Here is a 23,208-nt window from a genome sequence, read left to right on the forward strand (position 1 = left end):
GGTCTTCCATCCGCCACCGCAAGAGGCATTACAGCGCCAAGAGCGGGTAAAGGGAAGTTACAAAGGTGGCGGCAGCCGGATAAGGGGCCGGCATCGGCGATCTCCTAGGCCGAGGCGATGCGATATCAGCGACGGCCAGCAAGGATGACCTCTTCGGCGTCTTCGAAGCTCATTTCGAAGACTTTCCTGCCGATGTCGAAGTTGAAGCCGTTGCGGGCGAAAGCCGAAAGCTCCTTCGCCTTTCGCTTTTCGTCGAGCTCGACCCGGCGGAAGGGGCCGAAGGCGCGTTTGCGGGCAAAAATCGCTGCGGCATAGAGATCGTCAGCCTCCTCAAGTGCCGCCTCGACCTTGTCGCTGGAGACGCCCTTGGCAGCAAGCTTCTGGGCGATCGCGCGCTTCGATTTACCGCCGCGCACGGCAGAGCGCGTGCTGACCTCCGCATAGGCGTGATCGTCGAGCACCTTGTTGTCATAGGCAAATTTGACGGCGAAATCGGCAACGGCCTTGAGTTGTGCCGCGCTGATATCCTCGAATTTCTCCTTCGCCTTGCGGGTGATTGCGTCAAACAGCTGCTTTTCCGTCATCATCCGCCGCTCGAGGCGGTAGACGGTGGAGTTGCGCGCCCAGCTCAGCATGCGTGATGTCGGAATGTCGGATGGAACGGTCTCGTCGGTCATCGGCAGTGATCAGGCTTCCAGACCCTTGAGGACATTGGCAACGTTGAGGCCGATCTCCGGCACGCCGTAGCCGCCCTCCATGCAGGCGAGCACCGGCAGGCCGGCGGAAGCGATCATCGCGCCCATGCGGGTGAAATCGTCGGAGGTGAGGCTGAAGAAGGAGATCGGGTCGCGCTCGAAGGTATCGACGCCGAGTGCCACGACGATCGCCTCGGCGCCGAAGGCCTTGATGCGGGCCAGCGCATCGGCAAGGGCCGAAGACCAGACATCCCAAGGCGTGCCCGGCGGCATCGGATAGTTGCGGTTGGCGCCCGTGCCCTGCCCCTCGCCTTCCTCGTCGGCATGCCCGAGAAAATAGGGAAAGGCATGCATGGGATCGCCATGCAGCGAGGCGGTGAAGACATCGCCTCTGTGATAGAAGAGATCCTGCGTGCCGTTGCCATGGTGGAAATCGACATCCAGGACCGCGACTTTCCTCGCACCATGGTCGAGCAGCCGCTGCGCGGCGACACCTGAATTGTTGATGAAGCAATAGCCGCCGAAGAGATCGATTCCGGCATGGTGGCCGGGCGGGCGGCAGAGCGCGAAGGCGAAACGATTGCCGGCATTCAACCAGTCGGCACCTGATATCGCGCAGCGCATCGAGGCGATTGCCGCCTCGTAGGAGCCCTTGGTGATCGAGGTGTCGGCGGCATTGGCGTAGTGGCCGATCGCGCCGACGATATTGTCGGGCACGCGCTGGCTGGTGCGGCGAACGGCGAAGGAATTGGCGATCGCCTCGCCGGTGAAACCGGCCGCCACCCAGCGGTCCCAGACCGTGGCGAGAAAATCCAGATAAGCGGGATCATGCACTTTTCGAGCCGTTTCCAATCCGTGCGGATCGGGCGCCACGACATCGGCAAAGCCCGCCTGCTTGACCGCCGCCAGGATCCATTCGGCGCGAAACGGCGCCTCGAAAGGCGTCACCAGCTGGCCGGCGTGCAGCTCGGTCCTGGCATCGCGCAGCTTGTGATCTTCGGAATAGATGACGCGCATTTCAGATCCTGCCCTTGATTGACAATGGAGATTTACACGGCTCGGCCGCGACAAAAAAGTGGCGCCACGTCTTGAACGTCCAGGCGGATGACGCCACCTTCGCCGGTGTTTTGAGAACGAGGAAATTTTCTGCATGAAAGTGCTGATGGTCGATGTCGACGGCGTACTCATTCATGGCCGTCCGGCCGATGGCCTGCCTCTCTTCACCTATCTGGAGCGCGATCTCGGCCTGCGCCCCGACCTGCTGCAGCAGGAATTCTTCCAAACTCACTGGCGCGATATCATCATCGGCCGCGCGGCGCTGGAACCGCGGCTTGCCAGCGTTCTCGCAAAGATCGCGCCCCACCTCAGCGCCGAAACACTGATCGACTACTGGTTCGAAAACGATTCCCGTCTCGACCGCAATCTGCTCGAAGACCTTGCCGCTCTCAGGCAAAGCGGCATCACTCTCCTGCTGGCGACCAACCAGGAGCATAGGCGGGCACGCTACCTGATGGAGCAAATCGGCCTTAACGCGCATTTCGAAGACATCATCTATTCCGCAGCACTCGGGCACAGCAAGCCTTCTCCCGATTTCTTCCGGCTGGCGACCGATCGGGCCGGCGTGCTGCCCGGCGAAATCGCCTTCATCGACGATATGGCGGTGAATATCGAAGCGGCGCGACAGTTCGGCTGGAATGCCGCGCAATGGACGGCGGGCACGACGCTTGGCGGCGCGCTTCCGGTCTTCGCCAGGCCGGCATGAGCGGCGCCGGCGCAATCAGATAAGCCGCTTGTAGAACAGGGTGGTGGCGCAGAAACCGCCTTCCGGCCACAGCGCATAATCGGGGATGACACCGACGCGCTGCCAGCCCAGGCGCGGATAGATCGCCTCGGCATCGCTGCCGGTTGCCGTGTCGAGCACGAGCAGGGTCTTGCCGCCGCTTGCCGCCTCGCGCTCGGCGGCATCCATCAGCAGCCGGGCGAGCCCCTTGCCGCGGGCGGAGCGGTGCACCAGCAGCTTCTTCAGGTCGCCGCGATGCGGCTGGTTCGGCATCTGCGCGGCCCCCACCTGGACGGTGCCGACGATCCTGCCGTCGAGTTCGGCGACCAGGAGCAGATTGCCGCCGGTGGCAACGGCATCGGCGACATCACGCCAATAGGGCTCGGCGTCCTCGGGCCCATAGGGCTGCATGAAGCCGACGGAGGCGCCGCCCGCGACGCAATCGACAAGCACTTGCGAAAGGGCCGGAATGGCGGCGCGAGCCTCCTCGGCGGAAAGGGTGCGAATAGCAGGCATGCTGTTCTCCTGAATTGAATGCTTCTATCGGCCGCCGCGATCGAGCACGACGCAATAGCGTGCCGGCGCGTTGCCCGGATTGTGGAAGACGTGACCCTCGCCAACCGGCATGAAGAGGCAATCGCCCGGGCGCAGCCGGTAGACGATCTCAGCCGCCGTCATTTCGAGCTCGCCGTCGAACAGCCAGATATGCTGTGTCATGCCATGGGCGCTCGCATGCGGGGGGAAACTGACGCGGGCGCCGGCCGGGAATTCGACCTCGACGATATCGACATCGGAAGCCGTGCCCGGGGGTGAAACAGACCGCCTGATATAACCGGTCTCCGGATCGCGCCAGACCTGTTGCTCCTGCCTGCGGGCGAGCGGCGAGGCCTGCCCTTTTTCCGCAAAGAAGGCCGACAGCGACAGGCCAAGTGCTGCGCAGATCCTTGCCAATAGCGAGGCGGTCGGGCTCGCCTCCGCCCGCTCGATGCGCGAGATCATCGCCCGGCTGACGCCGGAGGCCGCAGCAAGATCATCGAGCGTCAGAGCCTTTTCCTGCCGCAGCGTGCGGATGCGGATGCCGATCGCCTGTTCGAGTTCCTGTTCCATTTTTAGTCCCGTGATTCCACTATAAGAGAAATACATTATCCGATGATGGAATCAAGTGCCTACGAAAAGCGGCCAGACGCGCCTTGCTTTCGCCGCTGCCCCGTCCATATATGGCGGCGTAATCCGAGGAGAGAGTAATGGACGCCAGCACGCAGAGCACGGAACCGACAGGAAGCTTTACGGCTGCCGCTTGGGACAGGATCGCGCCGATCATGGCTGAAATCGAGGCCTTGCCGCTGCTGCAGCGCCTTTCGGACGGCACGCTGCCGCCGGAGGTTTTCCGGCACTACATTCTGCAGGATGCGCTTTACCTCAAGCATTATGCGCGCTGCCTTGCGATCGTCGCGGCCAAAGCGCCCGACAATGCGCAGGTCCTGCGTTTCCTCGGTTCGGCGCAGAAGGCGATCACCGTCGAGCAGGGCCTGCATGCCGGCTTTCTCACCCAGTTCGGCATCACGTCTGCGGACGTCACATCAGCCGAGCCCTCGCCTGCCGGCTTTGCCTATACGAACTTCCTGCTTGCCACCGCCTATCACAGCTCCTACGCGGTGGCGCTGTCCTCCATCCTTCCCTGCTTCTGGATCTACTGGCACGTCGGCGAAGCGATCAAGAACCGGCCTGCTATCGAGGGCAATGCCTTCCAGGCCTGGATCAACACCTATGGCGATCCGCAATTTGCCGCCGGTGCCCGCGAGGTGATCGCGCTGACCGACATCGCCGCCCGCGCCGCATCGCCGGTGGAACGGGCGCAAATGACCGATGTCTTCGTGCGTGCCTCACAATATGAATGGATGTTCTGGGATTCGGCCTGGCGGCTGGAGACGTGGCCGGTCTGATACGCGCCCGACACAGGACGAAATAGCGTAAACAGCAGGATAATTACCGCTTTGCGGCAGGGGGCGGCGCTGCTATATGGCGCGCATGAGCACCAATTCCACCACTCCGCTGTCCCATATCCGCAACTTTTCGATCGTGGCCCATATCGACCACGGCAAATCGACGCTGGCCGACCGCCTGATCCAGACGACGGGCGGCCTTGCCGAGCGCGAAATGTCCGAGCAGGTGCTCGACAATATGGATATCGAGCGCGAGCGCGGCATCACCATCAAGGCCCAGACCGTGCGCCTGCATTACCAGGCGAACAACGGCGAGAAATACATTCTCAACCTGATCGACACGCCCGGCCACGTCGACTTCGCCTATGAAGTCTCTCGGTCGCTGTCGGCCTGCGAGGGTTCGCTGCTTGTCGTCGACGCCAGCCAGGGCGTCGAAGCGCAGACGCTCGCCAACGTCTATCAGGCGATCGACAACAATCACGAGATCGTCACCGTCCTCAACAAGATCGACCTGCCGGCGGCCGAACCCGACCGCATCAAGGAACAGATCGAGGAAGTGATCGGCATCGACGCTTCGGAGGCGGTGCTGATTTCGGCAAAGACCGGCCTCGGCATTCCCGATGTGCTGGAAGCGATCGTCCACAAGCTGCCGGCGCCGAAGAGCCCCGGCGGCGAAAAGGCGCCGCTAAAGGCGCTGCTCGTCGACAGCTGGTACGACGCCTATCTCGGCGTCATGGTTCTGGTCCGCGTCATCGACGGCGTGCTGACCAAGGGCCAGACGGTGCGGATGATGGGCACCGATGCGAAATACCAGGTGGAGCGCGTCGGCGTGCTGACGCCGAAGATGGTCAATATCGACCGCCTCGGCCCAGGCGAGATCGGCTTCATCACTGCTTCGATCAAGGAAGTGGCCGATACCCGCGTCGGCGATACGATCACCGAGGACAAGCGGCCGACGGCCCAGGCGCTGCCGGGCTTCAAGCCGGCCCAGCCGGTAGTGTTCTGTGGCCTCTTCCCGGTCGATGCCGCCGATTTCGAGGATCTGCGCGCCGCCATGGGCAAGCTTCGCCTCAACGACGCCTCCTTCTCCTTCGAAATGGAATCATCTGCGGCACTCGGCTTCGGCTTCCGCTGCGGCTTCCTCGGCCTGCTGCATCTCGAAATCATCCAGGAACGGCTGGAGCGCGAGTTCGACCTCGACCTCATCGCCACCGCACCCTCGGTCGTCTACAAGATGTACATGACCGACGGCACGGAGCGCGAGCTGCACAATCCGGCCGACATGCCCGATGTCGTCAAGATCTCGGAAATCCATGAGCCGTGGATCCGCGCGACGATCCTGACGCCCGACGATTATCTCGGCAGCATCCTGAAGCTCTGCCAGGACCGGCGCGGCATCCAGATCGAACTCACCTATGTCGGCACGCGTGCGATGCTGACCTACGACCTGCCGCTCAACGAAGTCGTGTTCGATTTCTACGACCGGCTGAAGTCGATCTCGAAGGGTTATGCCTCTTTCGACTACACGCTGACCGACCACCGCGAGGGCAACCTCGTGAAGATGTCGATCCTCGTCAACGGCGAGCCGGTCGACGCGCTGTCGATGATGGTGCACCGGACGGCTGCCGAAAAACGCGGCCGCGACATGTGCGAGAAGCTCAAGGAGCTGATCCCGAAGCACATGTTCAAGATCCCGATCCAGGCGGCGATCGGCGGCAACGTCATTGCCCGCGAGACGATCTCGGCGCTGCGCAAGGACGTGACCGCGAAATGCTACGGCGGCGACGCCACCCGCAAGCGCAAGCTGCTCGACAAGCAGAAGGCCGGCAAGAAGCGCATGCGCCAGTTCGGCAAGGTGGAGATCCCGCAGGAAGCGTTTATTGCAGCGTTGAAGATGGGTGACGAATAACGCTTCTCAACGTCATCTTATGCGCATACAATGTGCGCATAAGACTGAGGAGATCGTTATGGCCCAGCAGCCAAGAAAAGCAGCGAACCTGTCTCTTGACGAAGGTCTCGTCTCCCAGGCGCGCGAGCTCCAGATCAACATTTCCCGGGCGGCGGAAGATGGCATCGCAAAGGCCATAAAGGCGGAGCGCGAGCGGCTTTGGCGTATCGAGAACGCCGAGGCCATCCGTCTGGAAAACGAATATGTTGAAAAGCACGGCTTGCCCTTCGCCAAATACCGTCAGTTTTAATGGCACGCTTTCAAGTTTATCGCCTTAAGAGCGGGAATGTCTTAGCAATCGATCTTCAAACCAATCTGCTTGACGATCTGCCTACGCGCGTCATGGTTCCGCTGCATCCGGTGGAAGAACTGAGCTGGTCAATCTCGCGATTGAATCCACGCTTTACCATTGAGGGTGAAACCTATGTCATGGCCACTCAGCGCATGGCATCGGTCCCGACCACGGAAATAGGAAAAGCGGTCGGAGATTTATCGGGCAAAAGCGATGCCATCATCGGCGCCATGGATTTTCTCTTCCAGGGTTTCTGAGCCCTCATCCCCTGCCCATATACTCCTTCACCAGCCCCTCATAGGCGTCCATTTCAGGCAGCGCCTCGTAGCTGTGGACCGCGCCAGTCTCGGCGAATGACAGCTTCTCGCTTGTCCACGTCTCGATGAAGGGCGTGAACCAGCTCGGATCGTCGAGCATGGTCGCGCGCAGATTGACGAACCAGTCCATGCCTTCCGGCCGAGTGAACATCCAGCTCATGCAATGCGGGCAGAAATAATGCTTCGTGACGCCATGCAGGCCGCCGATCACCGGCTCGCCTTGCGTCACCTCGAAGCCGTCGCTCGGGATGGCCGCACTCAGCGAATAGGCGCTCGATGTCATCTTCTGGCACCCCGTGCAATGGCAGGCCATGGTGAGCAGCGGCGGGGCGCTGATCTTCAATCGCACCCGGCCGCAACGGCAGCCGCCCTCCATCGGTAAATTCAGTTCGCTCATGCTTCCCTCCCCTTTTGCCCTCTCATCTAGCGGAATGATCGCCGCTGTCGAGATGGCGAGGGGCCATCACGGGATAGGAGCCGGCGTTAACGCATGCGGGCTGGATTGCCGACCACGGTTGCGCCGGCCGGCACATCCCTGGTCACCACCGCACCGGCCCCGACAATCGCACCGTCGCCGATGGTGATGCCGCCGAGGATGATGGCGCTGCCGCCGATCCAGACGTCGTTGCCGATGGTGACCGGCCGGGCGATCTCGATGCCCGTGCTGCGAAGTGCCGGCTCCTTGTGATGCTCGGCGCAATAGATCTGCACGCCGGGGCCGAACATGCTGCGATCGCCGATCGTCACCCGGCCGGAATCGAGGATGGTGCAGCCGGCATTGAAATAGACGCGTTCGCCGAGAGTGATATTGATGCCGTAGGAGCAGTGAAACGGCGCCTCGATGAAGACATTGAGTGCTGCCTGCGCAAAGAGCGCCCTCAGGGCCGGCGCCATGGCACCGCGCTCATCCGGCGGCAGCGTGTTATGCGCATGGACGGCTAAGCGCGCCTGCCGGCGCAGGAGATCGAGCTCGTCATCGAGGCAGCAATACCATTCGCCCGCCGCCATCTTGTCGCGTTCGCTTGCCGCCATCGTATCACCCCTCACGCCGAGGCCTGCGACAGCATTTCGACCTCTTCCCGTTCGATCAGGCTGACCCAGGCGCGCGCAATGGCAAGGCCCGCGGCATCGGCGGCGCCGGCATGCCTTGCCGCCAGCTCAGCATGGTTCTCCAGCCAGCCCGGCGCAATACGCGCGATCGTATCGGGGAATTCGGCCTTCCATTGCTCGACGACCGCTGCATTGGCCTCGAAATGGAACTGGGTGCCATAAACGGCGCGACCGATGCGGAAGGCCTGGTTCTCGGCGACGGGGCTCGAGGCGAGACGCACCGCGCCCTCAGGCAGGGAAAACGTGTCAGCATGCCATTCGAAGATGGTGAACTCGCCGCCAAGCGCCGACAGCAGCGGATCGGCCCGGCCCTCGGCGGTGATGCCGATCCCGTGCCAGCCGAATTCGCGGGCGATTCCTAAATGATTGTCGGCGCCATAGGCGCGGGCGAGGATCTGGCTGCCGAGGCAGATGCCGAGCACGGCTTTGCCGGCATCGCCGAAGCGGCGCGTGAGCCGGACGAGCTCCGGCAGATAGGGATGCGTCTCGTCGTCCAGCGCGCTCTGCTCGCCGCCGAGAACGACCAGCGCGTCATGGCCGGATATGTCTAACGGCAGGACGCCGTCCTTCCACACCCGGAACCACTCGATCTCCGCGCCGGCCTCGTCGAGCGCTGCGGCTAGCGCGCCGAGGCCGGTATTTCGCATATTTTCGATGACTGCGACGCGCATAGGCTCTTCCTGATATGGCCGACCACGGGAAGAGACCATGCCGGAGGACGGCGCGCAAGACGCCAGAACAGGATTCGGGATTCAGGCTTCAGGCCAGTTCGGCCCAGAATCTCAATCCTGTTCTTAATTAAATAGTTAGAGCATGATGTCGCCCGAAAACCGCTCACACCTTTCGGCATCATGCTCCAGCAAGCCGATTGCGCCGGCACGCAACAGGGCTTAAATCTCAGCAAACGAAAGGACATCGCCATGACCGAGAAAGCCCGCGTCACGATCCTCTACTGCACCCAGTGTAACTGGCTGCTGCGCGCCAGCTGGATGGCGCAGGAGCTGCTGCATACCTTTTCCGACAGTCTTGGCGAAGTAGCGCTGATTCCCGCCACCGGCGGCAATTTCGAGATCCGCGTCAATGGCGATCTGATCTGGGAGCGCAAGCGCGACGGCGGCTTTCCTGGGCCGAAGGAGCTGAAGCAGCGGGTCCGCGACATCGTCGAGCCCGGCCGCGATCTCGGCCATGTCGACCGCGCCTCGCTCGAAAGCTGACGGGCTCAGCGATAGGGCGAGCGGCAGGTCTTGTAGATGCCCTCGTAGGTGAGGAACCGATCCGTCCTCGGATTGTAGGAGCGGTATTCGTTGCTGCACCAGGCGGCATGGCTGTTCATGTCGCGCGCCTTCGGCTGCACCCTTTGCACCGGCGGCGGATCATAGGTCAGCTGCGGCGGCCCGGCAGCGCCCGGCCGGTAATAGGTCGGCCCCGCGCCGCGCGGGCGGTAGTTCGGCTGGACATAGGCGGGGCGATGCCATTGCTGCGGACCGAAACCGAAGCAGCCGCGAAAATCGCAAAGCGTCGAGCCTGTGTTCAGCGGCCCAACCCCCGGCTTGCCGAGCTTCAGCGAATCGGCCCCGGCGATTGCGGGCGTGAGAATGGCGAGAAGGCCGGCGAGCAGAAGCGTGCGAGGAGCAAGCATGAGGCATTCCTTTCGGTATTTCCCTTATATAGGGCGTGACCGCCGGAGCGCTATGCCCACCCTTCGGCGCTCCCGCCCATGTGATCGGCTGCTTTTTCACTAACTGTCAGAAAAACTTCAAAAACCCAGTTGACAGTCAGGGGCCACCCCCTTACATCGCTCTCCGTCGCCCAGATGGCGGAATTGGTAGACGCGCCAGCTTCAGGTGCTGGTACCCGAAAGGGTGTGGAGGTTCGAGTCCTCTTCTGGGCACCATTCCCATTATAAGTTATTGTTTCCTTGGACCATCAAGGAATTTCGGCTGCTCACTGGGTCACAGGAGCGAGGCAAACTGTGCCTCGATCATTCAGATACCTCTGTCGCTTTCTTCGCTGCCGAGCGCCTGATACGCTCGCCTTGTTCAGCCCGACCTTCGCCATGATCTCACGGTTCATCAGCCCGGCATAGTTCCCTAACCCTAGTGTGCAAGGCTCTCGATATCCGCCAGCAAGCTAGACGTAATGGGGCCTGTATAGCCGTGACGACAAGGAGGTCGTGTAGGGCTTTTGTTGTAGCCACGCCGCGTTCAAGCAATGGTCGGCGCTCAAAGGGTCACAATCGTGGATGGCGTAGGCTGCGAAGATGAGCTCGGTGATAAGGCATGTGGTTTGGTCATTGTGGATCATGTACTAAATTACTTGCAGTTGAACCCTTAGTTACGTTCTATCCGCAGTCATGGAGCATCGACCTTCGATAAGAACCGCAAGGAGCGCGTCTAAGTAACATGGCCAAACCAAATGTATTCATCGGCTCGTCTGTGGAACACAAGAAGGTCGCGGAATTGGTGCAGTCACTCCTTGATTATGACGTGAACCCGATCCCTTGGACGCAGGATACCTTTGAGCCTACGCAGTATCCGCTTGAATCTCTTGAAGGTCGGTTGAAGCGGTCCGATTTTGCCGTGCTCGTATGCGCTCCAGAAATGCAGGACCGGACTGTGATTCGAGGCAAAGAACTCAATGCCGTACGGGATAACATAGTGTTCGAGCTTGGCCTAGCGATAGGCCGTCTTGGCCGCGAACGCACATTCTTGATTAGCCCGCGAGACGTTGACCTTCACTTACCTTCCGACCTTTCTGGCATCTACCCGGAGACCTACGATGCTTCCCTGCTGTCAACTAGCCCCGAGGCGGCGTTGGGGCCGGCTTGCGGAAGAATCAAAAGGGCAATCTCGAAGCTTGGTATCCTCTCACGTCCTGAAGTTAGTGAAGCCACAGGGGAAGAGGCCGTACCAGAAATACCGCATTCGACAATCGATGTGCTGGAAAACTTGCCGGCTACGACAGATTGGAGCGCCGATGATTTCCGATGGAACTGCACATTCGCCACGTTAACAAAAAACGACGCCTTAGCCACACACGTGAGCGAGCAGTTTTTCCAATCGAAGTTTTCTGCTTCCGATGAGGAGGTTGCTCATTGGGAGTCTAGCAAACAATACGCGGAGCTTGCGTACGGCGCGTCGAGAGACATTGGTCCCATACGGACCAACAGTGAAAAATATCCAAGAAACGCAGCTCTGAAAGAACTACTCGCGCGAACACTGTTACGCTACGGAGCCAGCGAAGAAGCCGATAGTCTTCTCTCGGAAGCCCTCTCCGACGCCAAAGAGATGGCGTTAGCCAGCTTAATAGTCACACGTGCTGTCAAGAGCGATAGCAGCGCGGACCCACATGTGCGAGCACCGGACCTTCTTCTCAAGCTTAATGCGATCCCAAGGAATGGCCATCGTGACGAACTTGAATACCTTCAAGCAGTAAACGCGATAGCCCATTACGGTGGTTTCCAAGAAATCTCCAAATCTATCTCAGAGATTCTGATCGCGAAGCAGCCGGAAGATGACAACGCAAGATTCAGATTGGCCTATGAATATTCTGAGGCGAGCCAAAACCAACTCGCAATGCTCCATTACGATGCCATACCGAAGTCTGAACGAAGCGGAGTCGCATGGAATAACTTGGGCGTCGCATACTCACGCCTTCAGTTGAAGGGCATGTCGGTCGCAGCCTATCAAGAGGGGTCTGCGAAAGGTGAGACGCTATCCGACGGGAATTTAGCACAGGTGCTAATTAGTGCTGGCTTCTTTGTCGAAGCGAAACAGCAGGCTGAGGCGGCGATAGCCAAAGAGGACCACGACCAGAGTGTGATCGGTGCCTTGAGTACGCTGCAAGCGGCAAAGACGGAAGAAGCCTCAGACTGGTCGGCAGCAATGAAAATCGGGCGGGCCAGGCAGAAGCTTAGGAAAGCAATCGGAGTCGCGGCGGTCTCTTTTGATGGTCCCGATCTTGCTGGCGAATGGCTAACACCCGATGGTCCACTTCGCTTAGAAAATGATCACAATGGGGGGTATCAAGGAACCATTGAGTTCATGAAGGATGTGGTTCGAAAAGGCCTTATTGGGGAAACGAAGGTCAAGGAACGGATACAGATAACCGTAACCCTTAGGAGGTTCGGAGCGGCGCTTGAGGGCCATTTAAAGCGGGAGGGGAATGAGACCTCGAATTCTCTGCTCGGATCTATTGGGTCTGAGCGAAAAGTACTGCTTCATATTTCTCAGAATGGGGAAGCGCTCCAAGGATTTCAATATGGTCTCGACGAGACGCCCGTTCAATGGAATAGAGCCCACCAATCCTAGCTAGGGAATTCAATTCCAACGAGCGACGAAGCAGGTAACGGAGACCTGCAGCAATAGTTGTCCCCCGCCCGAGAGGCGCAAAAGCGAACTTAATTCCAGTTGGCCAAGGGCGTCACAGCGCGCTTTATCGAAGGCTGCCATGGATGCTCAGCCCCTCAACTCCAACAGTAATTCCCTCACGAAACAGTTATCTCCTCAGGATGGGCGCTTGGGCCGAATCAGTCACGCTAGCTGAATTTTAGATCCACGATCGTCCCCCCCCTCTTGATAGCTGGCCTCCATTGACTCCCTCACTCCCAAGTGCGAACATAAAGCGAACAAAATGGAGTCTTGCGATGATCCGATACGCCACGTCCGCAGCCAGCAACCCCGCGCCTATAAAGGCCCGCGAGGTGTCAGCTGCCAAGCCGGCCAATGAAATGCCACCCCCGAAGCCGGTCATTGAGGTAGTCGCTGCGGCGCCTGCGGCCGGCCTGCTGCTGCCCAGCGCCGGGGCAGACGAGCTCGGCTCCGACACTCAACCGAAAACCACCAAGCCAGCACGCCGTGCGGCAACAAAACGTAAGTCCAAGGTCGTCGAGGCAGACGACACTTCCCTCCAGCTTAGTCTAGAGGCTTAGACGCAACGATCCGGCCAAGGTATGGCGGCGCGTAGAGAACTCCCACCATAATCTATATAGCACTTCGGAATCCCGAAATTGGTTGCGGGCCTGAAATCATTGGATGTTTCTCCACAATGACAGCCCGCGAAAGGCGGCGAATTTCGGGATCCCGAAGCGGGGGAATTTCGGGATTCCGAAGTGGGATTTTTTTCTTCGGGCCGACGCGCCGGGCCTTTGCCGGGACAATCGGCAGGTGGTTTCTGACGTTTTCCTATCAGGATCGGCAGCTTCTGGCCGGATCGATTGCGCCCGCTTGGCGCTCCTCGTAAAACTCGAAGGACGTGCCTTCGGCCAAGGGGATTCCCGAACGGCGAGCCTGTTCCATTGCTCAAACGCACGGCCTTCGAAACGCACGGCTGCCCGTTCCGATAGCCCCGCAAGCCTCGCACAAGAACGAAATCGGATACCGAGGCAAGGATGAACATACGGCCGTTCCGCCTGTAAAGAGCCGGGCGGCTCTGAGGGTGGTCGGGAAACCTGACTACACACTCTGGAGTTCGCTTGGGATGAAAGTCGTAATTCTCGCCGGTGGCCTTGGCTCTCGTCTTGCCGAGGAAACCAGTATCCGACCCAAGCCTCTGGTCGAAATCGGCGGCATGCCGATCCTCTGGCACATCATGAGCATCTACGCCCATCACGGGCTCAATGATTTCATCATCTGCGCCGGCTATAAGGGCTATTTGATCAAGGAATATTTCGTAAACCTTGTCCTGCACCACAACGACATCACCGTCGACCTCGCCTCCAACAGCATCAACTACCACGGCGGCACACGACCGAACTGGCGCGTGACCGTGGTCGATACCGGCATGTATTCGATGACAGGCGGCCGTCTCGGGCGCATTCGAGACCATCTTACGCCAGGCGAACCCTTCTGCATGACCTATGGCGACGGCGTCGGCGACATCGATATCGCCGCCGAGGTCGCGTTCCATCGCAGCCATGGCCTCAAGGCGACGATGTGCGCGGTCACTCCGCCCGGACGTTACGGCGCCACGAATATCGAGGGGCAGTTCATCACTTCCTTCGTCGAGAAACCGAGAGGCGACGGCCAGCGCATCAACGGCGGCTTCTTCGTGCTCGACCCTTCGGTGGTCGATCTCATCCCCAGCGACGACACGATCTGGGAAGCCGGACCGCTGGAATGGCTCGCCGCCAACAACCAGCTCGCCGCCTTCAAGCATGACGGCTTCTGGCAGCCGATGGATACGCTGCGCGAGCGCAACCAGCTCGAGGAGCTCTGGAGTTCCGGAAAGGCGCCGTGGAAGCTATGGGCCTGACGGACTTCTGGAATGGCAGGCGCGTGTTCCTGACGGGACACACTGGGTTCAAGGGATCCTGGCTGTCGTTGTGGCTGGAAAAGCTCGGTGCGGAAGTGACGGCGGTCTCGCTCGAACCCGAGACCAATCCCTCGCTCTACGGGCGGCTTGCGCCCTGGAATGGACAGGGCCATCACATTGCCGACATCCGCGAAGCGGCGACGTTCAAGCAGCATTTCATCGATTTCGAGCCTGAGATCGTCATACACATGGCAGCGCAGGCGCTGGTGCGGCGCTCCTACGAAAATCCGACCGAAACCTTCGCGACCAATGTGATGGGAACGGCAAACGTGCTTGACGCGGTGCGGGAAACGCCCTCGGTCAAGACGGCTCTCGTCGTCACCTCCGACAAGGTCTATGCCAATAACGGCAGCGGCGTTCCCTTCGTCGAGACGGATATGCTGGGCGGCAAGGACCCCTACTCCAACTCCAAGGCCTGCACCGAACTTGTCGTCCAGAGCTACCGCGACAGCTTCTTCAAGGGGCGCGATATCAGGCTTGCGACGGTACGTGCCGGCAATGTCATTGGCGGCGGCGACTGGTCGAAAGACCGGTTGATCCCGGACTTCATCCGCGCCTTCGAAAGCAGCCAGCCGATCCTACTGCGCTATCCCGAAGCGATCCGCCCCTGGCAGCATGTGCTGGAGCCGCTCGGCGGCTATCTCGCCTTCGCCGAGGCCTTGACACTTGCCGGCGAACAGGAGCTGCCCGAAGCGCTCAATTTCGGCCCGGACCCGCAGAGCTTCGCGACAGTCTCCGAACTTGCCGAGGCGCTTGGCCTTGCTCATGGCGTGAACGACGTCTGGAAGCCGGCGCCGGGAAAACATCTTCCGGAAGCGCCTGCCCTTACCTTGAGTTCGGCTCTGGCGCTCGACACCATCGGCTGGTGCCCGCGGCTCAGCCTGCAACAGACAATCGACTGGACAGCCGCCTGGTACAAGGCCAACCGCGAGGGCGCCGACATGCGCGCCTTCTCGCTCGCCCAGATCGCGGCCTATGAGGAAACAGTATCATGACAGCGCATAATTGCCGGTTCTGCAACGCTCCGCTGAAACATCGTTTCGTCGATCTGGGCTCGACGCCGCTCGCCAATGCCTATCTGACGGAGGAGCAGCTCAACAAGCCGGAGCCCTCCTATCCGCTGCGCGCCTTCGTCTGCTCTGAATGCTGGCTGGTGCAGGCCGATGCCTTCGTTCCGCCGGAGGATATCTTCAGCCACTATGCCTATTTCTCCTCCTACAGCGACGGCTGGGTGGAGCATGCCCGCCAGTTTACGATCATGGCGCGCAAGCGCTTCGGCCTCGGTGAGGCATCACAGGTGATCGAGGTTGCGAGCAATGACGGCTACCTCCTCAAGCATTTCGTCGAAGCCGGCGTGCCGGTGCTCGGCATCGAGCCGGCTGAAAACGTTGCGGAAGTGGCGCGGCAGATCGGCGTTCCCACGGAAGCGCGCTTCTTCGGCAAGGAAACCGCTGCCGACCTCGTCTCCCGCGGCCTTGCCGCCGACATTGTCATCGGCAACAACGTGCTGGCGCATGTGCCCGACATCAACGATTTCGTCGGCGGGCTTTCGGCCGTGCTGAAGCCGGACGGCGTCGTCAGCGTCGAATTCCCGCATCTGCTGCGGCTGATGGAAAACATCCAGTTCGACACTGTCTACCACGAGCATTTCTATTATCTGTCGTTGCTCGCCGTTGAAAAGGTGTTCGCGGCGCACGGCCTCAAGGTCTTCGACGTGGAGGAACTGCCGACCCATGGCGGGAGTCTCCGCGTGCTTGCCTGCCGCGCAACATCCACGGCTCATGCAACGGGCCGCGGCCTTGCCAAGGTGCGCTCCGACGAGGCAGCCGCCGGTTTCGACAAGGTCGAGACCTACGAGGCCTTCCAGAGCCGCGTGGCGCCGATCAAGGATGGCCTGCTCGCCTTCCTCGAACAAGCCAAAAGCAGCGGCAAGAAGGTCGCCGCCTATGGCGCTGCCGCCAAGGGCAACACGCTGCTGAATTTTTGCGGCGTCGGCACCGATCTCATCGAATATGTCGTCGACCGCAATCCGCACAAGCAGGGGCATTTCCTGCCGGGCAGCAAGCTGCCGATCTACGCGCCGGAGAAGATGGACGAGACGCAGCCGGATTACGTGCTCATCCTGCCCTGGAACATCAAGAACGAGGTCGTTGCGGCCAACAGCAGGATCGGCGCCTGGGGCGGACGCTTCGCCGTTGCCGTGCCGGAACTGACGGTGCTCGGATGAAATTCCTTCCGACCGCGGTTTCGGGTGCCCTTGTCGTGGAAGTCGACGCACGCTCCGACGACCGGGGAATGTTCGCACGAACCTTCGACGCGCAGACCTTCGCGGCGCAAGGTCTCATGCCCGTCTACCCGCAGTGCAATGTCTCGCAGAACCACAAGCGCGGGACGCTGCGCGGCATGCATTACCAGGCCGAGCCGCGGCCGGAGATCAAGCTGGTGCGCGCCACGCGCGGCAGGGTCTTCGACGTGGCGGTCGATCTGAGACCGGATTCGCCGAGCTATCTCAAATGGGCCTCCGTCGAGCTCGATGCTATCAGTCACAACGCCTTCTACATACCTGCAGGATGCGCACACGGCTTCCTGACGCTCGAGGATGATTGCGAACTCTTTTACCAGATGTCGGAAACCTACGTGCCGGAACTTGCCCGTGGCGTCCGCTGGGACGACCCCGCCTTTTCCATCGCCTGGCCGTTCACGCCGAGCATCATCAGCGAGCGCGACGCCGCGCTTGACAGCTATGGCCGGGAGACAAGCCTTTGAGCGGTATCAAACTCAGCATCTGCATCCCGACCTACAACCGCGAAGCCAATCTCAGAAACGCGCTGACCTACTGCGAGAACGACTACAAGTTCGACTTTCCCTTCGAAATCGTCATCTGCGACAATGCCTCCACGGACGGCACGCAGCAGGTGGTCGAGGAATTCATCGGTCGCGGGATGCCGATCCGCTACTACAAGCGTGAAACCAATGCCGGCGCCGCGGCAAACGTCACGAGCGCTCTGCGCCTCGGCAAGGGCGAATACCTCATCTACCTCGCCGACGACGACATCCTGATCGCCGATGCGGTGGCGGACACCATCAAATATCTCGACAACAATCAGGAGGTGACCTGCGCCCATGCGCCGTGGTTTCTCTACGACGAAGTCGCCAAAACCGACATCGCGAAGTTCTACAATGTCGTGGAGGATCGGAAGTTTCCGCAGGGAAGTTTCGGCGACGTCTTCCAGTATATCTGCGAAGGCCACATCTTTCCGGAAATCGCGATCTACCGCTCGTCAGCCCTGCGGTCGGCCTGGATCCCGCGGGAATTCTGCTTCTACCCGTTCCCGTTCCTTGCACATTTCCTCGATCAGGGCGCGGTCTCGTTCCTGCACCGGCCGTTCTACCGCTCCATCGTCAATTCGGCGATCGCCCGCGACCGCCCGCAAGAAGGCACCAACGACGTCATGACGAGCTGGGATCGCTATCGCGGCGGGCTTGAATATTTTCTCTATACCGGCGTCAGGCGCGGGGCGCTGCCACTCACGCCCGAGACGCGTCTCAAATATGACGAGATGTGCAAGGTCTTCACGCTCAATCGGATGGCGGTCGCCTTCCGCTTCTGGGCGGAGCGCAAGAACTTCATCAAGGCCTATGAGCTCTATACCCGCATCATGTGGGGCGGGATGCTCGACCACCCGGAAATCCGCAATTTCCGCGAAAGGCTGCCCCTGATGGTCGCCATACAGACGCTGGTGAGCGAAGTAAATTCGGCAATCGGCATCGATACGCTGCTTCTCGACGGTTTCCCGGAAATCACCGCGCTCGAAGGCCTGATGCGCGAACTCGGCCTCAACGAAAAGGTGAAGGTGACGGTGAAACTCAGCGACAGCCCGCTGGAAAGCACCGCCGTCTTCATCAGCGCCGACAGCGACCGGGACTATTTCGTAGCAGTCGGCTACCTGCCCAATCTCGTGTTCCACCAGCACGATGTCGCCCGGCACATCATCATGTGAGCCTCGCGCCAGCTTCAAAAACTAGCGTCGTGGCGGGCGCCTGCGTCTTGATTTCAATTCAACAGAAATTAGCGGCATGACAAACAGGATCTTCTACACCAAGCCTTCGATCACCCAGCTCGAAACGGATTATGCGGCCGATGCCGCCGCCACCGGCTGGGGCGCGCGCTGCTACGACTATCTCAACCGCTTCGAACGCGACTTCAAAACCTATCTCGGCAGCGGCTTTGCGATCGCGACCTCGAGCTGCACCGGCGCCATGCACATGGGGCTTGCAGCGCTCGGCGTCGGCGCCGGCGATGAAGTGATCCTTGCCGACACGAACTGGGTCGCCACCGTCTCGCCGATCGTCCACCTCGGCGCAAGACCCGTTTTTGTCGACGTGCTTGCCGATACGTGGTGCATTGATCCCGAACAGGTCGAGCGCCATATCACGCCGAAGACCAAGGCCATTATCGCCACGCATCTCTACGGCAATCTCTGCGACATGGACGCGCTGCTGGAGATCGGCAAGCGGACAGGCATTCCGGTGATCGAAGACGCGGCCGAAGCGGTCGGCTCCGTCTGGCACGGCCGCCGCGCCGGCTCGATGGGCGCATTCGGCACCTTCTCCTTCCACGGCACCAAGACGCTGACGACAGGTGAAGGCGGCATGTTCGTCACCAATGATGCGGCACTCTACGAAAAGGTGTTGACGCTTAGCAATCACGGCCGGGCTCGCGGACAGACGAAGCAGTTCTGGCCGGATGCGATCGGCTTCAAATACAAGATGTCCAACATCCAGGCGGCCATCGGATGCGCCCAACTCGAGCGCATCGAGGAACTCGTCGACCGCAAGCGCGAAATTCTGGCTTCCTACATGATCCGGCTTTCGACCCTGCCCGGCATCACGATGAACCCGGAATACACCGGCACGATCAACGGCGCTTGGATGCCGACCGCAGTCTTTCATCCGTCGACGGGCATTACCCGCGAGATGATGCAGCAGACCTTCGAGACCGCCAATATCGACGCGCGCGTCTTCTTTTATCCCCTCTCCAGCCTCTCCATGTTCGAAGATCGGCCCGAGAACGTCAACGCCTGGAGCATTCCGGGCCGCGCGATCAACCTGCCCAGCTATCACGACATGAGCGAGGCCGATATCGACCGGGTAGCGGCAACGCTGCACGATATGGCGGCCGGGCGGATCTACCACAACAGCACGGCATTGCGGCAGTCGGTCTAAGACAGCCCTACAGCGAAGGACAAAGAACAGTCATGACAACGAAGGACGATCGTCTCGAATTCGAAGCCCACAAGCGGGAAATGTCGCTTGCACTCGGCAAGGACGAGGCAAGTTTCCAACAATCGCTGAACACGCTGATCGGGCTCGACAAGTTCGACTATTTCTATCTCTGGTCATGGATGGGCGTGCCGATCATCCAACTTCCGGTCGATATCCTGGCGACCCAGGAAGTCATCTGGGCGACAAAGCCCGATGTTATCATCGAAACCGGCATTGCGCGCGGCGGCTCGCTGATCTTCATGGCGTCGATCCTCGCCGCCATGGGCAACGACAAGGCCAAGGTCGTCGGCGTCGACATCGACATCCGCGCCCATAATCGCGAGTCGATCGAATCCCATCCGATGTCGAACCGGATCAAGATGATCCAGGGCGGTTCCGTCGACGACGACGTGCTCGTCGCCGTGAAGGCGGAGATCCCGCCGGGCGCCCGCGTGATGGTGGTGCTCGACAGCGACCATTCCTACGAGCATGTCCTGGCGGAATGCCGCGCCTACGGTCCGCTGGTGACGGAAGGCTGCTACCTCGTCGTCGCCGACACGCTCATCGGCCACCTGACGGAGGAACAGGCTTTCACAAAACGCTCCAAGGTCTGGCTGCGCGGCAACGAGCCGTTGAAGGCAATCACCGATTATCTGGCGGAAACCGACCGCTTCGAAGTCGATCCGGTTCTGAACGGCAAGCTCGTGCTGTCGTCCTCGCCGGGCGGCTACTGCATCTGCCGCAAGGCGTGAGCGGTCAAGCGGGGATCGTCGTTCATGACGCAGGTCGATATCGTCAGCCTCAAGGACAATGCGGATCCGGCCAGACGGCTCCGACTTCCGATCAAGGACGATAGCGGCAGGCACGTCGGCGACCTGCAATGCATCGACAGGTCGATGCTTGCCGATCCCGGCCTGATCGACGACCTGACGACGTGGCGCAACCAGTCGATGCCGTTTTTCCTCACCCAGTTTAGCGCCACCCAGGAACGCACGCGGCGGTGGCTCGAAACCATCTCGCTGCCTGCCGCCGACCGAATCCTGTTCGTCATTTGCGATCCAGGCGGAAACCGGTTCGGCAATTTCGGCATCTGCAACATCCGGCCCGGCTCGGCCGAATTCGACAACGTCATCCGCGGCCGGGCGAGCGACACGCGCAACCTGATGTTCCATTGCGGCAGGGCACTGCTGGAGTGGATGTTTTACGGGCTTGGGGTCGAAACCGCCGAGCTGCATGTCTTCTCCCATAATGAAAAAGCGATCGGCCTTTACAAGCGGCTAGGCTTTGCGGTGGCCGAAAACCTGCCGCTGCGGCGCACCGAGGAAGAAGGCGTGGTCAAATATTCGATCGTCGATCCATCGGAAGCAAATGCCGGCTTTGACTATCTGAGGATGGAGCTTCCGATCGAACGTTTCCGGCAGGCGCATCCATCGGCTTTGCTGACCGCCTGAAGCCCTCACCGCACCGGCTGATAGTGGCCGCGGAGCGGAACCTTGTCGTCCATCGAGATGAAGCCGTCGCGTTCGCAGACATACATCAGCGTCGGCATGCCACCCGAACGGAAGATCTCGTCATAACGGCGGCGGACCTGAACGGTTTGCGTGCGGCAATTGTAGGATTCCTCTTCCTTCTTGTCCGGCTGCCCCTTGACGCCGGGAAGACCCTTATAGGGATAGAGGGGTTGAACGCCCGAATCGACCGATTTCGTCCAGTCGACGGCGGAGGCGGACGCGGGCCCTAGGCCGGACATGGCAACGAGCAATATCGGAAGCATCATTACAAGCCGCATAGCAACTCTCCTGCCGGCGTTGGTGGCCGCTCTTCCGATGTAGGAGAACCGACGACCATCATCAAGCGGCCGCGGCGGGCGACTTCCTGAAATAACTTCTGATGACGGGATGGCCGAAGAGGCCGGCGAGGATCGCAAACCCGGCGCCGACGACGAAACCGGCCAGAAAACCGCCGATGACGCCGGCGACCAGCAGGATTTTCTTTCCCGGGCCATCGGCCTTGACCGGCGGCTCGGCCGGCGAGATGACGCGAATGTTACTCTGGTTGAGGTTCTGCTCCTCGCTCGTCTGGCTGGAGCGTTTCAGCACCGTCTCGTAAATATCGCGCGCCGCAGTCGCCTTGCGCTGCAATTCGTTCAATTCCACCTGCTTGTCCGACGAACTCGCCTGCAGCGCCTTCTGCACGGCGAGCTCCTTGGCGATGCTGTCCTCGGCCGCCTTGGACTGCTCGTATTCGCCCCTTGCCGAGGTGGCGAGACGCTGCAACTCGCCCTTGATTTCGCCTGATATGCTCTGCAGCGACGAGCGGGCCGCCTGCAGGCGCGGATGACGCGTGCCCATTTGGCTTTCGAGGCTGCCGACGGCGGCGGCCTGGGTGGCATATTGCTGACGCAGGCTGACGAGCGGCGAGGTGACGCCGCCCTCCGTCTGGTTGCCGGCGACGATGTCCTCGACGCGGAGATTGGCAACGGCATCGGCGCGCGCCTTGGCCTGGATGGTCTTTTCCTGCGCCGTCACCAGCATCGTGTTCAGCGAGACGAGCCGCTGGTCGGAGATCAGGTTGCCTTCGGTCGCGGCCATGTCGTTGTCGGCGCGGAAGGTTTCGACAGCCTGCTCGGCCTCCAGCACCTTCTGGCGCAGGTCGTTGAGGCGTCCGTCGAGCGTCGAGGAGGTGTTTTCATAAATGCCGTTCGAGGCATTGTTCTCTTCCTCGGTGAAGGAGGTGACGACCTGATTGGCAAGCCTGGCTGATTTTTCGGGATCGTTGGTCGTGGCGGCAAGCGAGACGACATAGGTGCTGGCCTCACGGGTGATGACCAGCGCCTTCTGCAGAGTGCCGATCACGGCGGCGCTATCCGTCCGGCCGCCGGTGAATTCGGGATCCTGGTCGAGCTTCATGGCTTCGGCGACGCGGCGCAACACATTGCCCGAGGTGAGGATCTGCACCTGGCTGTCGATCAACGCCGAGATCATTTCCGGCGACGGACCCGACGTTTGCGCGCCGGCATCGGCAAGGCCGATCTGGCGCGGATCGAAATAGAGGCTGCTGACGGCGGTGAATTTCTGGGCGATGAGCGGCGCCACCGCCCCGCCGGCGAGGGCTCCGAGAAGCGCCAGGCCAAACACGATCAGCCGCCGGCTCCAGATCGCGGCGATACTCGAGCGGAGGTCGAGAAGCGGTGCGGCAGGCGCGGATGTAGCGTTCGGCGGCGCGTCCGCGACAGGCTGTTTTTCAGGCGAAGGCGCCGGGCGCTCATATTGGCGGGTTTCCGCAATGCTCGCCGGCGGCACGAAGGGGGGTGGGGCAGGTTCGGGCGATGGCTGGACGAAATCATCCGGGCGGATGACAGGACTGCGCATGCGTACGCCTTCCGGCGCAGTCTGAGACGGCTCAAAACTGCGCCAGCCAGGGAGCCGGCTTACCCTGTTCCTGTCATACTGGTTCATACGCGCACTCGTGTCCTGCCCAGCGTGAAAGACTGAAGCCGAGGTGCCGATACTTTAGAAATTCTTAGCTAACGGACCGTTAAAATAA

At 60.8% G+C, this 23,208-nt stretch carries 26 protein-coding genes and 1 tRNA gene; 17 read left to right on the forward strand and 10 right to left on the reverse strand.

Features of this window, described 5'->3' with window-relative positions:
• Nucleotides 1-125: 125 nt before the first annotated feature.
• Together recX and A6U98_RS23940 are read right to left on the reverse strand one after the other, a co-directional pair.
• Nucleotides 126-677: a recombination regulator RecX gene (gene recX, locus A6U98_RS23935; RefSeq protein ID WP_064653374.1), complete on the reverse strand. Its 552-nt coding sequence runs from the start codon at nucleotides 675-677 to the stop codon at nucleotides 126-128.
• 9 nt (nucleotides 678-686) lie between these two features.
• Entirely contained in the window at nucleotides 687-1,712 is a 1,026-nt protein-coding gene (locus A6U98_RS23940; protein WP_064653376.1) for a histone deacetylase family protein, read from the reverse strand.
• 133 nt (nucleotides 1,713-1,845) lie between these two features.
• Between A6U98_RS23940 and A6U98_RS23945 the strand changes: the two genes are divergently transcribed.
• The gene (locus A6U98_RS23945; protein ID WP_064653378.1) at nucleotides 1,846-2,457 is read left to right on the forward strand and encodes an HAD-IA family hydrolase; all 612 of its coding nucleotides are present in this window, start codon (nucleotides 1,846-1,848) and stop codon (nucleotides 2,455-2,457) included.
• A gap of 15 nt (nucleotides 2,458-2,472) precedes the next feature.
• Here the strand turns inward: A6U98_RS23945 and A6U98_RS23950 are convergent, their stop codons facing one another.
• Nucleotides 2,473-2,991 (reverse strand): GNAT family N-acetyltransferase, encoded by a 519-nt coding sequence (locus A6U98_RS23950; protein ID WP_064653380.1) that lies wholly within the window; start codon nucleotides 2,989-2,991, stop codon nucleotides 2,473-2,475.
• 24 nt (nucleotides 2,992-3,015) lie between these two features.
• Complete coding sequence (locus A6U98_RS23955) at nucleotides 3,016-3,582, reverse strand: XRE family transcriptional regulator (protein WP_064653381.1); 567 nt, start codon at nucleotides 3,580-3,582, stop codon at nucleotides 3,016-3,018.
• 137 nt (nucleotides 3,583-3,719) lie between these two features.
• Here A6U98_RS23955 and tenA point away from each other — a divergent pair, with 137 nt between their 5' ends.
• The 4 genes from tenA (at nucleotide 3,720) to A6U98_RS23975 (ending at nucleotide 6,915) form a co-directional block, all read left to right on the forward strand.
• Nucleotides 3,720-4,418: a thiaminase II gene (gene tenA / locus A6U98_RS23960; protein WP_064653383.1), complete on the forward strand. Its 699-nt coding sequence runs from the start codon at nucleotides 3,720-3,722 to the stop codon at nucleotides 4,416-4,418.
• Between the two features lie 76 nt (nucleotides 4,419-4,494).
• Entirely contained in the window at nucleotides 4,495-6,327 is a 1,833-nt protein-coding gene (lepA, locus tag A6U98_RS23965; RefSeq protein WP_017962846.1) for a translation elongation factor 4, read from the forward strand.
• A gap of 58 nt (nucleotides 6,328-6,385) precedes the next feature.
• A complete protein-coding gene (locus A6U98_RS23970; protein WP_003544591.1) occupies nucleotides 6,386-6,616 on the forward strand; it encodes a type II toxin-antitoxin system CcdA family antitoxin in 231 nt (76 codons plus the stop codon).
• Entirely contained in the window at nucleotides 6,616-6,915 is a 300-nt protein-coding gene (locus tag A6U98_RS23975) for a CcdB family protein (protein ID WP_064653384.1), read from the forward strand. Before A6U98_RS23970 ends, A6U98_RS23975 begins: the two co-directional genes overlap by 1 nt.
• A 4-nt stretch (nucleotides 6,916-6,919) precedes the next feature.
• Here the strand turns inward: A6U98_RS23975 and A6U98_RS23980 are convergent, their stop codons facing one another.
• The 3 genes from A6U98_RS23980 to A6U98_RS23990 all read right to left on the reverse strand — a co-directional run bounded on the left by A6U98_RS23980 (nucleotide 6,920) and on the right by A6U98_RS23990 (nucleotide 8,795).
• Complete coding sequence (locus tag A6U98_RS23980; RefSeq protein ID WP_064653386.1) at nucleotides 6,920-7,372, reverse strand: GFA family protein; 453 nt, start codon at nucleotides 7,370-7,372, stop codon at nucleotides 6,920-6,922.
• 86 nt (nucleotides 7,373-7,458) lie between these two features.
• On the reverse strand, nucleotides 7,459-8,007 hold the full coding sequence (locus A6U98_RS23985; protein WP_064653388.1) for a sugar O-acetyltransferase: 549 nt from the start codon (nucleotides 8,005-8,007) through the stop codon (nucleotides 7,459-7,461).
• An 11-nt stretch (nucleotides 8,008-8,018) separates the two neighbouring features.
• Nucleotides 8,019-8,795: a type 1 glutamine amidotransferase gene (locus A6U98_RS23990; protein ID WP_197496435.1), complete on the reverse strand. Its 777-nt coding sequence runs from the start codon at nucleotides 8,793-8,795 to the stop codon at nucleotides 8,019-8,021.
• Between the two features lie 210 nt (nucleotides 8,796-9,005).
• Here A6U98_RS23990 and A6U98_RS23995 point away from each other — a divergent pair, with 210 nt between their 5' ends.
• Nucleotides 9,006-9,299, forward strand: a complete 294-nt coding sequence (locus A6U98_RS23995; RefSeq protein WP_003544579.1) for a SelT/SelW/SelH family protein — start codon at nucleotides 9,006-9,008, stop codon at nucleotides 9,297-9,299.
• A gap of 5 nt (nucleotides 9,300-9,304) precedes the next feature.
• On the opposite strand, the gene A6U98_RS24000 is transcribed toward A6U98_RS23995, so the two are convergent.
• Nucleotides 9,305-9,724, reverse strand: coding sequence for a BA14K family protein (locus tag A6U98_RS24000; RefSeq protein ID WP_064653391.1), 420 nt, complete (start codon nucleotides 9,722-9,724; stop codon nucleotides 9,305-9,307).
• A 168-nt stretch (nucleotides 9,725-9,892) separates the two neighbouring features.
• Between A6U98_RS24000 and A6U98_RS24005 the strand changes: the two genes are divergently transcribed.
• The 11 genes from A6U98_RS24005 to A6U98_RS24055 all read left to right on the forward strand — a co-directional run bounded on the left by A6U98_RS24005 (nucleotide 9,893) and on the right by A6U98_RS24055 (nucleotide 21,113).
• A tRNA-Leu gene (locus A6U98_RS24005) sits at nucleotides 9,893-9,979 on the forward strand.
• 508 nt (nucleotides 9,980-10,487) lie between these two features.
• Nucleotides 10,488-12,395 (forward strand): TIR domain-containing protein, encoded by a 1,908-nt coding sequence (locus A6U98_RS24010; RefSeq protein ID WP_064653393.1) that lies wholly within the window; start codon nucleotides 10,488-10,490, stop codon nucleotides 12,393-12,395.
• A 335-nt stretch (nucleotides 12,396-12,730) separates the two neighbouring features.
• Nucleotides 12,731-13,015: a hypothetical protein gene (locus A6U98_RS38150; protein WP_064653395.1), complete on the forward strand. Its 285-nt coding sequence runs from the start codon at nucleotides 12,731-12,733 to the stop codon at nucleotides 13,013-13,015.
• A 548-nt stretch (nucleotides 13,016-13,563) separates the two neighbouring features.
• Complete coding sequence (gene rfbF, locus A6U98_RS24020; protein WP_003544573.1) at nucleotides 13,564-14,337, forward strand: glucose-1-phosphate cytidylyltransferase; 774 nt, start codon at nucleotides 13,564-13,566, stop codon at nucleotides 14,335-14,337.
• Nucleotides 14,328-15,392, forward strand: a complete 1,065-nt coding sequence (rfbG, locus tag A6U98_RS24025) for a CDP-glucose 4,6-dehydratase (RefSeq protein WP_027682134.1) — start codon at nucleotides 14,328-14,330, stop codon at nucleotides 15,390-15,392. Before rfbF ends, rfbG begins: the two co-directional genes overlap by 10 nt.
• The gene (locus A6U98_RS24030; protein ID WP_064653397.1) at nucleotides 15,389-16,624 is read left to right on the forward strand and encodes a class I SAM-dependent methyltransferase; all 1,236 of its coding nucleotides are present in this window, start codon (nucleotides 15,389-15,391) and stop codon (nucleotides 16,622-16,624) included. The genes rfbG and A6U98_RS24030 overlap by 4 nt, the downstream gene beginning before the upstream one ends.
• Nucleotides 16,621-17,163 carry a dTDP-4-dehydrorhamnose 3,5-epimerase gene (rfbC, locus tag A6U98_RS24035; protein ID WP_064653399.1) on the forward strand — a complete coding sequence of 181 codons (543 nt, stop codon included), beginning with the start codon at nucleotides 16,621-16,623 and terminating at the stop codon, nucleotides 17,161-17,163. Before A6U98_RS24030 ends, rfbC begins: the two co-directional genes overlap by 4 nt.
• Entirely contained in the window at nucleotides 17,160-18,398 is a 1,239-nt protein-coding gene (locus tag A6U98_RS24040) for a glycosyltransferase family A protein (protein WP_064653401.1), read from the forward strand. The genes rfbC and A6U98_RS24040 overlap by 4 nt, the downstream gene beginning before the upstream one ends.
• 76 nt (nucleotides 18,399-18,474) lie before the next feature.
• Nucleotides 18,475-19,623: a DegT/DnrJ/EryC1/StrS family aminotransferase gene (locus A6U98_RS24045; protein ID WP_064653402.1), complete on the forward strand. Its 1,149-nt coding sequence runs from the start codon at nucleotides 18,475-18,477 to the stop codon at nucleotides 19,621-19,623.
• Nucleotides 19,624-19,655: 32 nt separating this feature from the next.
• Nucleotides 19,656-20,414: a CmcI family methyltransferase gene (locus tag A6U98_RS24050; RefSeq protein ID WP_064653405.1), complete on the forward strand. Its 759-nt coding sequence runs from the start codon at nucleotides 19,656-19,658 to the stop codon at nucleotides 20,412-20,414.
• Nucleotides 20,415-20,438: 24 nt separating this feature from the next.
• Nucleotides 20,439-21,113, forward strand: coding sequence for a GNAT family N-acetyltransferase (locus A6U98_RS24055; RefSeq protein WP_064653407.1), 675 nt, complete (start codon nucleotides 20,439-20,441; stop codon nucleotides 21,111-21,113).
• Nucleotides 21,114-21,118: 5 nt separating this feature from the next.
• On the opposite strand, the gene A6U98_RS24060 is transcribed toward A6U98_RS24055, so the two are convergent.
• Complete coding sequence (locus A6U98_RS24060) at nucleotides 21,119-21,451, reverse strand: hypothetical protein (protein WP_064653409.1); 333 nt, start codon at nucleotides 21,449-21,451, stop codon at nucleotides 21,119-21,121.
• A gap of 61 nt (nucleotides 21,452-21,512) precedes the next feature.
• On the reverse strand, nucleotides 21,513-23,120 hold the full coding sequence (locus tag A6U98_RS24065) for a GumC family protein (protein ID WP_064653411.1): 1,608 nt from the start codon (nucleotides 23,118-23,120) through the stop codon (nucleotides 21,513-21,515).
• Nucleotides 23,121-23,208 lie beyond the last annotated feature (88 nt).

The sequence above is a fragment of the Rhizobium sp. WYCCWR10014 genome, assembly GCF_001657485.1.
GTDB lineage: Bacteria > Pseudomonadota > Alphaproteobacteria > Rhizobiales > Rhizobiaceae > Rhizobium.